The sequence below is a fragment of the Vibrio sp. F13 genome (assembly GCF_020806305.2).
Lineage (GTDB): Bacteria > Pseudomonadota > Gammaproteobacteria > Enterobacterales > Vibrionaceae > Vibrio > Vibrio crassostreae_C.
Genome location: NZ_CP170175.1, coordinates 1,511,855 through 1,527,272 on the forward strand (window position 1 = coordinate 1,511,855; position 15,418 = coordinate 1,527,272).

Annotated in this window: 14 protein-coding genes; all 14 read right to left on the reverse strand. The window is 39.4% G+C overall.

Annotated elements, in window-relative coordinates; translation table 11 throughout:
- Window positions 1–30 precede the first annotated feature (30 nt).
- The 14 genes from LMH68_RS06870 to LMH68_RS06935 all read right to left on the reverse strand — a co-directional run bounded on the left by LMH68_RS06870 (window position 31) and on the right by LMH68_RS06935 (window position 15,417).
- Window positions 31–1,968 (reverse strand): polysaccharide biosynthesis protein, encoded by a 1,938-nt coding sequence (locus LMH68_RS06870; RefSeq protein WP_229648391.1) that lies wholly within the window; start codon window positions 1,966–1,968, stop codon window positions 31–33.
- 309 nt (window positions 1,969–2,277) lie between these two features.
- On the reverse strand, window positions 2,278–3,282 hold the full coding sequence (locus LMH68_RS06875; RefSeq protein ID WP_229648390.1) for an NAD-dependent epimerase: 1,005 nt from the start codon (window positions 3,280–3,282) through the stop codon (window positions 2,278–2,280).
- Between the two features lie 10 nt (window positions 3,283–3,292).
- Window positions 3,293–4,459: a nucleotide sugar dehydrogenase gene (locus LMH68_RS06880; RefSeq protein ID WP_229648389.1), complete on the reverse strand. Its 1,167-nt coding sequence runs from the start codon at window positions 4,457–4,459 to the stop codon at window positions 3,293–3,295.
- A 97-nt stretch (window positions 4,460–4,556) separates the two neighbouring features.
- Window positions 4,557–5,732, reverse strand: a complete 1,176-nt coding sequence (locus tag LMH68_RS06885; protein WP_229648388.1) for a DegT/DnrJ/EryC1/StrS family aminotransferase — start codon at window positions 5,730–5,732, stop codon at window positions 4,557–4,559.
- Window positions 5,733–5,757: 25 nt separating this feature from the next.
- The gene (locus tag LMH68_RS06890) at window positions 5,758–6,384 is read right to left on the reverse strand and encodes an acetyltransferase (protein ID WP_229648387.1); all 627 of its coding nucleotides are present in this window, start codon (window positions 6,382–6,384) and stop codon (window positions 5,758–5,760) included.
- Window positions 6,385–6,386: 2 nt separating this feature from the next.
- On the reverse strand, window positions 6,387–6,992 hold the full coding sequence (locus LMH68_RS06895) for a sugar transferase (protein ID WP_229648386.1): 606 nt from the start codon (window positions 6,990–6,992) through the stop codon (window positions 6,387–6,389).
- Window positions 6,992–8,131, reverse strand: coding sequence for a glycosyltransferase (locus LMH68_RS06900; RefSeq protein ID WP_229648385.1), 1,140 nt, complete (start codon window positions 8,129–8,131; stop codon window positions 6,992–6,994). Before LMH68_RS06900 ends, LMH68_RS06895 begins: the two co-directional genes overlap by 1 nt.
- On the reverse strand, window positions 8,128–8,970 hold the full coding sequence (locus LMH68_RS06905; RefSeq protein WP_229648384.1) for a glycosyltransferase family 2 protein: 843 nt from the start codon (window positions 8,968–8,970) through the stop codon (window positions 8,128–8,130). Before LMH68_RS06905 ends, LMH68_RS06900 begins: the two co-directional genes overlap by 4 nt.
- 55 nt (window positions 8,971–9,025) lie before the next feature.
- Complete coding sequence (locus LMH68_RS06910) at window positions 9,026–10,132, reverse strand: glycosyltransferase family 1 protein (RefSeq protein WP_229648383.1); 1,107 nt, start codon at window positions 10,130–10,132, stop codon at window positions 9,026–9,028.
- 144 nt (window positions 10,133–10,276) lie between these two features.
- Window positions 10,277–11,359 carry an EpsG family protein gene (locus LMH68_RS06915; protein WP_229648382.1) on the reverse strand — a complete coding sequence of 361 codons (1,083 nt, stop codon included), beginning with the start codon at window positions 11,357–11,359 and terminating at the stop codon, window positions 10,277–10,279.
- The gene (locus LMH68_RS06920) at window positions 11,359–12,543 is read right to left on the reverse strand and encodes a glycosyltransferase (protein ID WP_229648381.1); all 1,185 of its coding nucleotides are present in this window, start codon (window positions 12,541–12,543) and stop codon (window positions 11,359–11,361) included. Before LMH68_RS06920 ends, LMH68_RS06915 begins: the two co-directional genes overlap by 1 nt.
- A complete protein-coding gene (locus LMH68_RS06925) occupies window positions 12,540–13,277 on the reverse strand; it encodes a glycosyltransferase family 32 protein (protein WP_229648380.1) in 738 nt (245 codons plus the stop codon). The genes LMH68_RS06920 and LMH68_RS06925 overlap by 4 nt, the downstream gene beginning before the upstream one ends.
- Window positions 13,277–14,359 carry a hypothetical protein gene (locus LMH68_RS06930; RefSeq protein ID WP_229648379.1) on the reverse strand — a complete coding sequence of 361 codons (1,083 nt, stop codon included), beginning with the start codon at window positions 14,357–14,359 and terminating at the stop codon, window positions 13,277–13,279. Before LMH68_RS06930 ends, LMH68_RS06925 begins: the two co-directional genes overlap by 1 nt.
- Window positions 14,356–15,417, reverse strand: coding sequence for a glycosyltransferase family 2 protein (locus LMH68_RS06935; RefSeq protein ID WP_229648378.1), 1,062 nt, complete (start codon window positions 15,415–15,417; stop codon window positions 14,356–14,358). Before LMH68_RS06935 ends, LMH68_RS06930 begins: the two co-directional genes overlap by 4 nt.
- Window position 15,418 lies beyond the last annotated feature (1 nt).

A 15,418-nucleotide genomic window follows, 5' to 3' on the forward strand; every position in this document is an offset into this window, starting at 1 on the left:
TAATTCAAATAACCGAACCCAATATCGGTTCTAGGCTCTAGGCTCTAGAAGGAGCTCTTCTTGGTTCTGAGCAGCATTCCAAACCAAATCCCCTACCCCATCTGTCGGCTTAAACCCGGTTGGTGCATCGAGAAGAAGCTGGCGAATCGCATCATGTTGTAGGTTATGACAAGCAAAATCCAAAGATTCAAGTAGCGTGTGATATTCATTAATCGGTAAGAACACTTCTTGTGCCGTCATGATTCGCTCATGAGCGGTTGGGGATACATTATCGCCAATCAATAACTCTTCATAGAGCTTCTCACCAGGGCGCAGGCCGGAGAACTGGATTTCAATATCACCATGAGGGTTCTCTTCATTCTTAACAGAAAGGCCTGAAAGGTTGATCAAGTTTGCTGCAAGGTCTGTGATTTTGACCGATTCGCCCATATCAAGAACAAACACATCACCGCCTTTACCCATAGCGCCCGCCTGAATAACCAGCTGCGCCGCTTCAGGGATGGTCATAAAGAAACGGGTAATATCGCGGTGGGTAACAGTAAGTGGGCCACCGGCTTTAATCTGCCTTTTAAACAGAGGAATAACCGAGCCAGACGAGCCAAGTACATTGCCAAAACGAACCATACAGAAACGTGTGCCGTGCTCTTTTGGGTTCTCTTGCTCAGCTAAAGCTTGCAGGCCTAATTCCGCCATACGCTTGGTGGTGCCCATCACGTTAGTTGGGCGTACCGCTTTGTCTGTCGAGATAAGCACGAAAGACTCAACACCCGCTTCAATAGCGGCTTTAGCCGTATAGTAAGTGCCGTAAACATTATTACGCACACCTTCTACCACGTTGTACTCGACAAGAGGAACGTGTTTATAAGCCGCGGCATGATAAACCGTTTGGACACCAAAAGACTGCATTGAGGTCAATAAGCGATGTGAGCGCTGAACGGAACCTAGTAAAGGCACGATTTCAACATCGTAACCTTTGGTTTCTTTAACTAAAGAAAGCTCACGATCAATTTGGTACAAGCCAAATTCAGACACTTCAAACAACACTAATGTTTTAGGTTGTTGTTTAAGGATCTGACGACAAAGTTCAGAACCAATAGAGCCGCCAGCACCGGTCACCATCACCACTTTGCCTTTGATGTTCGCTTCCATCAGAGCTTGCTGAGGTGCAACTGCATCACGACCAAGCAAATCTTCGATAGGTACATCGGTAAGCTCATCAATTTTTGCTTTACCTGACACAATATCCGCCATTTCAGGAACGGTTTGAATCTCAACGGGCAGCTGCGCCAGCAAATCCAATACTTGCTTACGGCGAGCGCGAGAAGCGCTTGGGATCGCGAGCAAGATTTTAGAAACATCGTGCTTCTCAATCAACCTTTCCGCTTTGTCTAATACAATAACGGGCAAACCCAAAATCATCGTATTGGTGAGCGTTTTATCTTCATCAATGAACGCGCGTACTCGATAGTTTTCAGACGCTCTTAACGCGACAGCCAATTGTCGGCCGCCAGAGCCCGCACCGTAAATTAATACTTCTTGACGTGAATCTTTCGACGTCGTCGCGACAAGATTGCGAACCACCAAACGAGAGCCGCCACATAACAAAGCTAAATAAGCACCGTAAATAATAGGCACCGTACGAGGGACTGGTTCTTGCAGATAATACGCAAACAGAGCCAAAGATATTGCCGACAATATTGCGCCAGCCGTTACCACAAACAGCGCTTGAAAGGTGAGATACCTAAGTACTGCGCGATAAAGCCCTAATTTAGTAAATATAAGCACTGTCATTATTACTGTTAAGCCTGTCAGTAATAAGTTGTCGCCATCATTCAAAAATTGGAAATCGCCTAGCCTTGTCCACAACGCAATGTGCAGAGCAAATATAATGAGTAATACATCAATAGAAACACTGATAACCCGTTTTTTAAAACGAGAAAGGTGCCATATGAAGTTTAGACGTTGCATAAAGTTATTCTTATTTATGATTATTTAATAAACCACAAAGACTGCATGAGTGGGATGTGTTGAACGTTATTTAAATTCGCAAAAAGAACTTGCAAAAGATAACCCGAATATTTAATTCGTGCTTTAATTTGTTATTGATATAAAAAACCAACAGTTCGACAACTTTCAGCTATCGAAGTATTGATGATTTATTAAGACAATATCTTACACAAACAATGATCTTATACCTGAAACTCTCAAGCCACTGAGATCATGATTATAAGAGTAAATGTCGAAAATAGAAATATTCGTTCTAAGAATGGGATTATCTTACTTGTCGTAAAACTCGCGGTACCACTGGATAAACTCAGCAACACCTTCTTTTACTGTTACCTTCGGTGTATAGCCCGTAACTGCAAACAAATCTTGTGTATCTGCATAAGTTTGATAAACATCACCAGGCTGCATCTCGCGGAAGTTTTTCTTTGCTTCAATGCCCAGCTCATCCTCAATGGCCTTAACAAAATCCATCAGATTGATTGGAGAGCCATGACCAATGTTATACACCGCATAAGGGGCAGAGCTGGTTGCTGGAGAACCCGCCTCGACTGTCCAATCGTTATCACGCGTAGGCACTACACCCGCGATGCGTACCACACCTTCAACAATATCGCTTACATGGGTAAAATCACGCCACATGTCACCATTGTTGTTAATATCGATAGTGTCGCCATCCAAAGTCTTCTTAGTGAAGATAAAAGGCGCCATATCTGGGCGCCCCCATGAACCATATACCGTAAAGAAACGCAGGCCTGTGGTCGGGATATCGTATAGATGAGAATAGCTGTGCGCCATGAGCTCATTCGATTTTTTGGTCGCTGCGTACAATGAAACCGGGTGATCGACCGAATCTGAGGTTGCGAACGGCGTTTTCGCATTTAAGCCGTACACCGAGCTTGAAGAGGCATACACCAAGTGCTGCACTTTATTGTGGCGACACCCTTCTAGAATATTTAAGTGACCCACTAGGTTTGATTCCGCATACGCATGTGGGTTGTCGATAGAATAACGAACTCCTGCTTGTGCGGCTAAATGGATCACTTGATCAAACTGCTCTACTTCAAACAAGCTAGCAACACCATCGCGGTCGGCTATGTCTAACTCAACCAATTTAAAATTGGCATGCCGAATACGTGCCAGGCGGGCTTCTTTCAAAGCGACATCGTAGTAGTCATTGAGGTTATCGACACCGACAACCGTGTGGCCTTTCGCCGTTAGCTGCTCTGCTACTGCACTGCCGATAAAACCCGCCGCACCCGTTACCAAATACTTCATTTTGCTCCCCTTAATCTGAACCGAATAGATCGCGTGTGTAGACTTTGTCTTTTACATCCACCAGTTCTTGAGCCATGCGGTTTGAGACAATCACATCACAGCTTGATTTAAATTGGTCAAAATCGGTGAGCACTAGTGAACGGAAGAACTCTTTTTCTTTCAGCTCTGGTTCAAACACTACTACTTCAATACCTTTTGCTTTCAAGCGTTTCATAATGCCTTGGATGCTTGAAGCTCGGAAGTTATCAGAACCTGACTTCATCACTAAGCGGTAAATACCGACACGCCTAGGGCTTCTTTTAATAATAGAGTCGGCGATAAAATCTTTACGTGTGGTATTAGAGTCCACAATCGCGCCAATAATATTATTTGGCACATCAGAGTAGTTAGCACGCAGTTGCTTGGTATCTTTTGGCAAGCAGTAACCACCGTAACCAAATGAAGGGTTATTGTAATGCGAACCAATACGAGGGTCTAAGCAGACACCATCAATGATTTGACGTGTATCTAACCCGTGTGACTCTGCGTAAGTATCTAGCTCATTAAAGTAAGCGACACGAAGTGCCAAATAGGTATTTGAGAACAACTTTACTGCTTCGGCTTCGGTTGAGTCAGTAAACAGGATGTCAACGTCTTTTTTAATCGCCCCTTCTAACAATAAGTTAGCAAAAACTTGTGAACGCTCAGAGCGCTCACCCACGACAATACGTGATGGATGCAGGTTGTCGTATAAAGCTTTACCTTCACGTAAGAACTCAGGAGAAAACAGTAGGTTTTCACAACCCAGTTCTTGTTTAATGCGCGAGGTATAACCCACAGGCACTGTAGATTTAATCACCATCACCGCATTTGGGTTAATCGCCATCACATCTTTAATTACGGCTTCAACTGAAGAGGTATTGAAATAGTTAGTCTCAACATCATAATCAGTAGGTGTTGCGATGATGACGTATTCCGCATTGGAATACGCTAACTCTTTATTGAGAGTAGCGGTGAAGTTTAGTTGCTTATTCGCCAAGAAATCTTCAATTTCAGCATCAACGATTGGAGATAATTTATCGTTCAGCAATCTCACTTTTTCTTCGATAATATCGACTGCGACAACATCGTGATGTTGTGCCAGCAACATCGCGTTTGATAAGCCCACATAGCCGGTACCGGCAATTGCAATTTTCATTTTATTTTTTCTTCACTGACGTTGTAATATGTACAATTAAAATTTTCATATGAGGATAATTAGGAAAAGCGCTAACCTTCCCTAACATAATATTTGATTAGATTTGAGCTTCAAGTAAAACAGCACGAAGCACTTTCGCCGTTTTCTCAATCTCACTCTGCGTTAAGGTTGGGTGCACCAAAAACATTAAGCTGGTTTTACCTAACTCAACCGCATTCTTTAACGGTGTTTCTGGCCTGTAACTTGTGCCATCAAACGCTTTTTCTAGATAAACCTCAGAACAACTGCCTTGATATGCGGGTACACCGCGCTCAACAATCGCATCAATAATTTTATCTCGAGTCCAACCTGGTTTTAGATGCTCAGGGCGAATGAACATATAATGCTTATATTCGGCATGTTCAATGCACTCCGGCATATCCACACTTCGAACAATAGCAAGATCAGCCATCGCCGCTTCAATCACTGCTGCGTTTGCTTGACGCTTTTGCGTCCATTCAGCCATACGTTGGATTTGTATACGACCAATAACTGCTTGCATTTCTGTCATGCGCCAGTTGGTACCAAAGCTTTCATGAAGCCAACGGAAGCCCGGTGGGTGTTCGCGGTTGTAAATAGCATCAAAGCTTTTACCATGATCTTTATAAGACCACATAAACGACCATAGTTCTTTGTCGTTAGTGGTTACCATGCCGCCTTCGCCACCTGTGGTCATGATCTTGTCTTGGCAGAAAGACCAAGCACCAATATGCCCAATCGTACCGACACTGCGACCTTTATATTTCGCACCATGCGCCTGAGCACAATCTTCAACTACCTTGAAGCCATGCTGTTCAGAAAGCGCCATAATTGTATCCATCTCGGCTGGCATGCCGGCAAGGTGAACAACAATCACAACTTTGGTTTTTGGCGTAAGTACCGCTTGTATCGATTCAGCAGTGATGTTTTGGCTGTTTAGATCCACATCTGCAAAAACAGGAGTCGCACCAGCCGTTACAATTGACGAAGCCGATGCTAAGAAAGTACGAGATGTGGTGATCACTTCATCACCTTGACCAACTCCGAACGCTTTCAGTGCAACATCTAACGCTAGTGTACCGTTACCCAGAGCCACCGCATATTCACAGCCAACCCAAGCCGCAAACTCTTTTTCGAATTCACGACCTTCTTGACCCGTCCAATAATTTACTTTATTCGAAAGTACTACTTTACTTACCGCGTCCGCTTCTTCTTGAGTAAACGAAGGCCATGGGGAAAATGATGTATTAAGCACGATGTCACCTAATCAGTTTTAATTTTTATGATTTGATAAGCTCATGAGCTGGAGAGCCCACGACGGTTTTAAAATTTGGAACATTATTGATAACCGTTGAACCTGCGCCAACGACGGCATCACCCCCAATAACAACAAGTTGTTTAATTTGACTGCCGATTCCTATCCAAGTGTTTTTGCCAACGTCAACGCCACCAGCTAAGTTAACACCAGGGCTAATATGGACGCCTTCAGCGAGCTTGCAATCATGATCAACAGTGGATCCTGTGTTAATAATGCAGCTCACGCCAATATGACTAAAAGGGTTAACGACCGCATTCGCCATAACAACCGAACCGATACCAATATTAGCGTACTTACTTATTACAGCTTTGGGGTGAGCAAGTACGCCAAAGTTCGCTCCCGCAGAAGTCAATTCACGCTGTTTGGAACAGCGAGTCACATTGTGACCAATCGCGACAACAGTCAGGTCATACTCTTTCACGTTAGAAAGAAGCGTACTTGTGTCACCAGACACCGACCAATGCTCGACAGAGGTTAAGCTGGGCCAGCGCTCATCAAAAAATGTGATGTGTTGATAGTCGTTTAGCTCTGCAATTTCTGCGACTACCTTGCCATGTCCACTGGCTCCTAAAATGGCGCAGCTTTTCATGATTAGCGACGACCTTGCTCTTCTGAGCCAGTAAATGGCTCTATGGTGACGTGACCGTCTGCAGATATGCCTTCCTTTACGAAGACCTTTTTTACCGTCATAAAAAGAATCTTAATATCTAGCCATAATGTTTTGTTATCTACGTACCAAACATCTAAGGCAAACTTTTCTTCCCAACTGATCGCATTTCGGCCATTGATTTGAGCCCAGCCCGTAACACCAGGACGAACATCATGGCGTCTTGATTGTTCTTTGCTATAGAGCGGTAGGTATTGCATGAGCAACGGACGAGGACCGACTAAACTCATGTCCCCTTTCAAGACGTTCCAAAGGCTTGGTAACTCATCTAAGCTACTTGAACGTAACTTGTCACCAAACGGCGTCATACGCTCAGCATCAGGTAGTGGATTACCATTGGCATCAACCGCATCTTTCATACTGCGAAACTTTAGCATGTTGAACGGCTTACCCAATAAGCCTGGGCGTTGCTGTTTAAATAGTACAGGACTACCTAATTTCTTTTTAATCTGCCAAGCAGTAATTAGCATAATTGGCGAAAGTAAAATAAGTGCTATTAATGAGGCTGTAAAATCAATTAGTCGTTTCATTACTTGTTTAATAACCTTAAGTAAAACTCTTTTTGAGCTTGCCAGATATCTTCTTGTGTGAAGTTATCTTGGATATATTTAACACCATTAGTTGAATGCTCTTGGAGTAACTCAGGTGATGTTATATAGGCATCGCAGGCAGCTACAATGGCAGCGTGATCGTTAAAAGGCACGAGTGTACCAGTAGTGCCATTTTTAATTGCATCCTTAATTCCAAAAATATCATAGGCAACACTTGGTGTGCCCACTGCGGAAGCTTCAGCCAATGCCAAGCCAAACCCCTCCCTAACGGACAGAAATAGCTGTAAATCGAACATTTTAAGGTAATGCTCAGGGCTCTCGACTCTATCGATAATTAGTACATTGCCTAGCTCGTTAGGTTCAAATAGTGACTCAATTGAAACAGGCAACTCATTAGGTCCAACAATGCACAATGATACATTGCTATGCTCTTTGAAGAGCAAACGGTAAACCTCAATTAACGATCGAATACCCTTATCTTCATTTACCCTTCCTAAAAAACCTAAAACAAATCTATTGTTAAGATTTAACGTGTTTCGTAATTCAGTTGCGTAGAGAGCTTGTTTGTCAGAAAATTTACCATTGTAGTCAATGCCGTTGATCGTACCATTATTAAGCACTTCGATTTTTTCAGCCTTTACCAGATCGTTTTCTATACAAAACGATTTTAAACTAGGACTAACGGCTAGTACTTTATCTGCGAGCGTTAATGAAAGCTTTTCAAATTTATAAGTAAGTCCAGTAGTAACTTTCCCTCCATTAACCGATACTAACCCATGCAAATGAAACACTACGTTTTTTTTAAGTAAAAACTTTGCTGCTAAGCCACCTAACAATCCAGCTTTAGGCGTATGCAAATGAATAATATCGGGGTTAATGGAGGCAATATGCCTCATAATACTAAACAGCGCTTTCAAGTCAGAAACTGGCTTAATTTTACGTTCAATTGGGATGATACGTACATCGACAGTAGGCAGCCTCTCCCTTACTTTGTTTGCAAAACCATCATTAGGAAGCAGGATTGTGAGGTTAAAGCCGTTATCGCTAAGGTATTCAAATTGTCCAGCCATAAAGTAAAAAGATGATTGAGAAGAAGTGAAAACATACAGTAATTTCATCGACTCAACCTGCTGATTAATTTGGTAAATTCCAATTTAACTTCATCATTCACACCTTTGCCATTAAGTTTAGATAATAATTTCGATTCAAGACCAAATGCAAAGATTAACTTAGAGGCTAATATCTTCAGATAGCTCTTTAATTTGTATTTAATTCCTAAATTATGTTTATTCGCGATAATTAACCCCCCTTTAAATGTATTTACATATTTAGAAACATTAAGAGTTGTATCTGAGCGATAATAATAACCAATATACGATAAGTAGCCAACGTTTAGGTCTTTTGATAGATATGCTCTCAACCAAAGCTCAAAATCTTCAACACGGTGCATATTAGCATCGTATTTATTACGCTGATACCAAGGTTTTCTGACAAGAAGGGAAGCGTGGCAAATTCCGTGTGCTCCATTTAACATATCGATTAATGTTAGCTGCTTAGGAGGCTGAGGGATGGATACACCAAGTACTTGGTTATCATCAATATAAGCCAATCCAGTTGAAACCAAATCCTTTCCCGGGTGGTTAGACAAATACTCATACTGTTTTTTCAGTCGATCTAGTGGGATAATATCATCTGCATCCATACGTGCAATTAGGTCATATTTTGCGAGTTCAACCACCTGGTTTAACCGTGCTGGTAAACCTAAATTACGACCATCCGACACAATACGTATTCGCTCATCTTCAAACGACTTAGCAATTTTCATAGAAGCATCTGTACTACCATCATCAAGAATAATGAGTTCGAAATCGGCAAATGTTTGGTTTAGTACCGAGCTTATCGCTAACTTTAAGTACTTCTCTGCATTGTAAACAGGAATAGCAACTGTAATAGACATACTGTTTAAATATTACCTCTATAATTTGGAAATGGAAATATCATAAAACTAACCTCTATACTTCACCATGATTACCAAGGTAAAAACTCTGAAGCCTTTCCACTAAGTCGGATATCTCATAACCGTTAGCTTTAATTTCAACAAATTTGTCATCACGGATGTAAGGTTCTTTATTTGATAAGATTTTATCTGCCCATAGTTGTACTGGAGCACCCAGTGGCAAGTATTCTAATAAATCAGTTGTTTTTGCCTCTAATGGGACAACATCTTTTGATGTTATAGCTTTGATCCCCGAAGCCTGTGCTTCAACAAGAACAATACCTAAACCTTCGAAATTTGAAGGCAATACCATTACATCCATAGCGCTAAGTAAATTAGGAATATCTTTTCTAGAGTCAGCAAAAATAATTTTTTCGCTTAACCCTTCAATTTCGACTTTACTCCGAATTTTAGATTGTAACGGCCCTTCTCCTATGAGTAATAAAACAGCATCATTGTCTAGCTTAGCTACCTCATGGAAAATATTTACTAAGAATTCATGGTTCTTTTGCTCTACAAATCTACCTATATGCCCAATAACAAACTTGCCGTGTATACCAAATTCCTTTCTAATCTGTTCACGATCCTGTAAATTAAACTTAAACTTGTTGACATCAATAGCATTATTAATAACTTTAAAGCTATCGTTAAACATCCAGTCACCAGCTAATTTAGAGCAAGCAAACCTTTCGGTTACAAGCTTTTTTATTCTAATTTTATTAAATTTATGAATGTATTTTACAAAGCGAAAATTTGCCCCTTGAGTATTATGGCTATGAACAATCCTACAAGGGATATTATATTTTTTTGCTTCAAATAAAGGAGCAATATAGATTAGTGAATTACAATGCACATGAACAACTTGATACTCTGCCGCCCTCTCCTTAAAAAAACGTTTCAGCTCTAAATAGTTACCTAGAATTTTTTTAGGAAAAGGAGGTAATGTATAGATTCTCCCTCCCATAGCTACAACTTCTTTAACAGTACAGGGATCACTATCCTGTCGGAGTAAAAAATCAAACTGGATTTTATTTCGATCTATATTCCTGTATACGTTCATAATAAATGATTCCGTGCCGCCACTATTAAGCCCGGCAAGAACATGTAATACTCTTATAGTCACGAGAACTCCATTATTAAATTAGTCAGTGATAGTATTGTAACGAAATGTAGAGAACAAATATGAATAACCAACACTACTGGCATTCATATAAACAACAATTTATTAAGGGTAATTCTCTATCACAAATTACATGCTTTAAATTAACTACCAAGGTAAATCAATTGACATACGGTAAGGGCTAAGCCCAGAAAAGGAAGATGTGGCTAAATAAAAATAGGCAAATAAAACACTATAGACAACCATGGCAACAACTGTACGTTGTATGCCAGTCGGAAAAGCCATAACTGATATGGGTAAGGCAAATATAGAGAACTGGGTAAAATAAACAATTAATCTTAAAATACCAGATGGATTTAGAGATAATGCAATAGACACCCAACCAATACAGACAGAAACTAGCATTGCCAGAAGTGAATTTTCGTACAGTTTAGATGTGATGCCATTAATTCGCATACTTAACCATAGCCAAACAAAAAGAGCACTGAAAAACAGCGTTGTAACTAAACCACTACCAGAAAATTTGGAATCCGCATAAGATGAATAACTAGCATCATAGCTTGCTGCTAAATCCACTATTACTTGCATGGATAGTGCCGAAAACACTGTAGCTAACACAATCAAGCAAACCGTTTTTGCAGTAAGCCCAACTCTAAAAAAGTAGTAGAATGGCAACATAACTAGGATAGATTTATGGATTAAAAAACCAATAAAAATAAGAATGAAATATTTACCAACTTCACCTGAAATAATATACCTGTAAGAAAATAAAAACAATGCAATGGCAATGGCTTGTCTGGCACCATTAAAATGGAATGTATAGAAGCCTAAAAGAATAAATAGCAGTAACGACTGTACTTTATATTCGGATAGTTTTTCAATTGAGTTTAGGTATAAATAACAAACAGTAAAAGATATCCCTAGAAAGAATAACTGATGTTCAGTATCAAGCATTATTGATAGGAGTCTGCTTAAGTAGTAATACAGGCTAAATAACGGTTCCGATAATAGTGTTAACTCCAAATTCCTACCTAGCGCAGAGTAAAAGAAACCAATATAAGCATGAGAGTCGGTTCCAACATGAGTTGCACGCATAGCAGCAAAAACGGTCAACAACAGCAGTGCTAACGAAGTAAAAATTACACTACCTTGCCTATTCGTGTATTGCAGATATTTTGCTGCCCCGTAACTACTTAAAACGATAAATAGCAAAAAGAAATATGGAATCATTATAAGACCTTATACAGCTTATACAGCTCGTCTGCATTTGAATGGTTAGCATTCTTGTTATATGCAGAAAGCTGTTGCCTCTGGTTTTGGTTTTTATAAAGGGCTTCGATACTATCAGCAATTTCGTTTACTGATTGCCCACAGATAATTCCGTTAAGGCCATCTTCAATCTGGCTACTCGCTGTTGGGTAGTTGGTGATGATTACTGGCTTAGCAAGGATTAATGCCTCGCCTACTGTTACGGCTTTACCCTCATAACGGGATGGCTGCATATAAATATCTGCCGCATGCATATATGGGTAAGGGTTGGTAGTGCTACCAAGCAGTATAAAACTATTTTTAAGGGCATGTTGCTTGATTTTTTCTTCAATTAATCCCCTATCACCACCTTCACCGACAATGTACCAATTAATGTTCGCATATCCCCGATAATGAAGCACTGCTAACACATCTACAGCTCTATCAAACGCTTTTGGGTCACATAAGCGTCCAACACTCAGAAGGTTAAAGCCCTCACTTAAAGTTTGAGCAATTGGCTCGTTTGCCATTTTTCGTACATATTCTGGCGAAGTTAAATTTTCGACAACTATTACTTTATTTTTTAGGCTTGGGTGTGTTGTTAAAAAAGCGGCCGTACAAGCATCTGAGATACTGACTATACAATCGAACTGCCGCCAAATTTTCAAGTCGGCATCAACATCAATATCGATAGTTGAGTAGTCGGTATGGATCCAAGCTATCTTGGTTTTGGCTTTAACATTAAAAGCGGTAAAGTGATGCGGCCAAAGGTAACTAATTGCAACATCGTACTCATTATCTATGCTAGGAACACTATTTACGCAACCATCCCAAATGGTTTGAACCTGAAAATATCCAGCATCTTTACTGCCTGTCGCTTTAGCAAACTGATCGGCTCTAACGCGTGAGAACAAACGTTTTGCTGCCAACAAAGGGTAACCTGAGAGTAGTGTGTCTTTAATGCCTTTTCTGAAGGTCTTACAGGCATTAATTTCTGGTAGTAAATTAACTCGACCGTCGATTAAATCCATTAACGGACCTGTATGGCTGTGCAGATGTAAGTCAACTTTATGGTTACCATAGTCAAAGTTAGCAAGCATGCTAGCAAGGCTGCGCTCTACTCCACCAATTTCCATATCAAAGCTGCTAATTAGTATTGTTTTCATCTGAACCATGACCAAAATTTTAAAGCAAAATGTTTACCAAACAGGTGTACTATCGCAAGTTTGATATACCGTATAAACAGCTCTTTTTTCTTGCCCCATGTAATATCATAGTGGTGTACAGTTAACGTATTTTCTGTACGGTTATCAATCCGATGGATATAATCCAATGGCGATAAATATTCTTGGGGGAGAACTGTTATTAAGGTGGTTTTGTAATTTATTGATTGCAAAGAACCATCTTGGTTTAGTCCTAGCTCTTTTAACCAATTTGTTAGCATATTTACGTTGGTAGTTGTGTCAATTTTGATGCCGGTACTGAAGGTTTTAGTATGGTATGAATCTAAGAAGGCTTTTATAAACTCTGAACCTGAATTTGCAACGATTGTGCTGGTGCACACCCAATTCTTCTCTTCAAAACCTAAAATCACATCCGACTCTTCGCACTCGGCAAGTAATTTATCAAAGTCATTTACAACTTCTACATCTGTATCAAGATACACACCACCGTACTCATACAGAGCTTTTAAGCGTGCATAGTCAGCTACGAAGGCAAACTTTTTAGCAGCGTAGGCCTGTTTAACATAAGCACAGCACTCTATATCGAAATTAGATTCATTCCATTCTTTAATTTCATAATCTGGGAGTTTCTCTCGCCAAACCTGAATATACTTTTGGACAGATTTGGGTTTATCATTAGGGCCGAACCAACAGTAATGGATAATTTTGTTAATCATTATTTTAAACCTAATACAGAAAAAATTGCATTTATAGCAAGCTTGTCAGGTCTGGCATAGTCATGATAATACCTGAAGTTTTCAAGCATCATTTTATATCTAGCCTCTGGGTTACCCATCAAAAACCTAATATTATCAATACATTCATCAATGGTACTAAACTCTAAATAGTTACTATTTTTACGAAAAGAACCAGTTGGCTTGTAATGCAACTTTTCACTAACTATCGCCCTAGATGCCGCTACATATTCGGATAGTTTTCCACCGTTAGATTGATGTAACCCCATGTTGGATAAACATATTTCACTACTTTTCACTTTATCCAGGTAGTTAAACTTGTTTGTGAGTGAACTTGGAGATATTAAGTCAGGGAAATTTTTCTGTGTAAATGCATCATTACTTAAGCCCGCTACAGCTCTATCTCCAAACTCAGCTCGACATTCTCGCACCAAGTTAACTCTATATTGGTTAATAACGTGTCGCTCTTCATTCATTTTGTCAGTAACATACTTAAGCTCTGATCTTGAATGCCGGAGGTTGGGCTCCCACAATCTTGTTAGAAATAATACTGTTGGATTATCACTAATCTTTGGGGTGCACTCAAACGTAGAGTGATGCAAAGACTTAAAAGACTTTTCCAATTTGGAGAGTGGAATTCTTCTTAGTTGAGTATCAATATTTGTTTTAATATCGAGGCTTGAGTTCCATTTATGAGTAAAACAGCCATTAACGGTAGACTTATGATAAAAACCAAGGGGTATAATCCTTTCTGAACCTGCTATACTGTCATTGAAGAGCTCAGAGTAGCTTCGCTTAACTATAAAATCATGGCTAGATAACAGTTCCGAGTAATAACTCTTATAATCAACTTGCGCCTCATTAAAGTCATCATAACCATCATTTAGATCAAAAATCACTCGAAGCCCGTTTATATCTATTCGAACCATTAACTTAGGTAAGTTAGTAGTAGATTTTATGGTCTTAATTTTTACTATATGGTTGTCTCTTAAAATAGTAAATCCAGATAACAATTGCCACAGGTGATAAGCATAATATTTTTCGTGAACAATACACTCAATCATTTCGAATCCATAAATTTTGGCCATTTTAATAAAATTGATTTAAGCTTTCTTAGAAGGCTCATTAACCACCTATAGCTAATCATTAATTTTGGATTATTTCTTTTTATAAGAACAGCCCATACCTTGTCTTCAATACAGGTTAATAATGCCGGCTCGATTCTTTGTACAACATCAAATTCATCAATTGACTTTCTTAGCCATTCGAGTCGCTCTTGATAGGTCATTGGTTTGTCGGGGTGAGGAAGATTGAATCTAATACAATATAAAAATGAATGAAAATAATTAGAGGCAACCTTCCTACTATAAAAATCTGACTTGAGCCAATTATCGTTGAATGAATTAAGCTTTGAATTTACGTTTGAAAATATCTCTAATCTATTTGATATATACCTAGAACGTGCATTACCAGAGGCGTAAACAAAATAATTAACTAATACATCCTGTAACACTAAAAAATTATCCAAAATTGGATAAAATTGAACATTGAACACTTCATCTTGCTGAATACGGTTATCACCAAATCTAAAGCCATGCTCCTCAATAAAATATCTACTGTACATTTTATTCCAATTAAATCCATTTCCATGAGGCACATTTACAAATAAGTCTAAGTAGCTTTGCTTTATATCTTCATTAGTTTTGTATTTTTTATAATCAAACTTAACGGTATCCTTACGTTTAGATGTAACAGAGATTACATTGAAGCCAAACATTAGCATTTGGGTTCCATTATTTTCTTGCAGTTTGCTAACGCAAACCTCTAGCAAGTTTAATTCAACTTCGTCATCTACATCATAAAACCAAATATAGTCACCGGAAGCACTATCTAGGCCCATGTTTCGAGCACTACCTAACCCACCGTTTTCTTTAGAAAATACTTTGATACGTGAGTCACTATCTGCCAACTCTCTACAAATTGACAGTGTCTCGTCTGTGGAGCCATCATTAACTAACAGAACTTCAAAGTTCGCATAGGTTTGGTTTAGTATACAACTTAACTTCTTCTCCCTAAGGAAATTAGCCACATTGTAACAACCGATAATTATTGAGATTTTCATA

Excerpts from the sequence above, each read along its gene's own strand:
- LMH68_RS06870 (WP_229648391.1), bottom strand. The coding sequence starts at position 1,968 with ATGCAACGTCTAAACTTCATATGGCACCTTTCTCGTTTTAAAAAACGG.
- LMH68_RS06875 (WP_229648390.1), bottom strand. The coding sequence starts at position 3,282 with ATGAAGTATTTGGTAACGGGTGCGGCGGGTTTTATCGGCAGTGCAGTA.
- LMH68_RS06880 (WP_229648389.1), bottom strand. The coding sequence starts at position 4,459 with ATGAAAATTGCAATTGCCGGTACCGGCTATGTGGGCTTATCAAACGCG.
- LMH68_RS06890 (WP_229648387.1), bottom strand. The coding sequence starts at position 6,384 with ATGAAAAGCTGCGCCATTTTAGGAGCCAGTGGACATGGCAAGGTAGTC.
- LMH68_RS06895 (WP_229648386.1), bottom strand. The coding sequence starts at position 6,992 with ATGAAACGACTAATTGATTTTACAGCCTCATTAATAGCACTTATTTTA.
- LMH68_RS06900 (WP_229648385.1), bottom strand. The coding sequence starts at position 8,131 with ATGAAATTACTGTATGTTTTCACTTCTTCTCAATCATCTTTTTACTTT.
- LMH68_RS06905 (WP_229648384.1), bottom strand. The coding sequence starts at position 8,970 with ATGTCTATTACAGTTGCTATTCCTGTTTACAATGCAGAGAAGTACTTA.
- LMH68_RS06915 (WP_229648382.1), bottom strand. The coding sequence starts at position 11,359 with ATGATTCCATATTTCTTTTTGCTATTTATCGTTTTAAGTAGTTACGGG.
- LMH68_RS06920 (WP_229648381.1), bottom strand. The coding sequence starts at position 12,543 with ATGAAAACAATACTAATTAGCAGCTTTGATATGGAAATTGGTGGAGTA.
- LMH68_RS06925 (WP_229648380.1), bottom strand. The coding sequence starts at position 13,277 with ATGATTAACAAAATTATCCATTACTGTTGGTTCGGCCCTAATGATAAA.
- LMH68_RS06930 (WP_229648379.1), bottom strand. The coding sequence starts at position 14,359 with ATGATTGAGTGTATTGTTCACGAAAAATATTATGCTTATCACCTGTGG.
- LMH68_RS06935 (WP_229648378.1), bottom strand. The coding sequence starts at position 15,417 with ATGAAAATCTCAATAATTATCGGTTGTTACAATGTGGCTAATTTCCTT.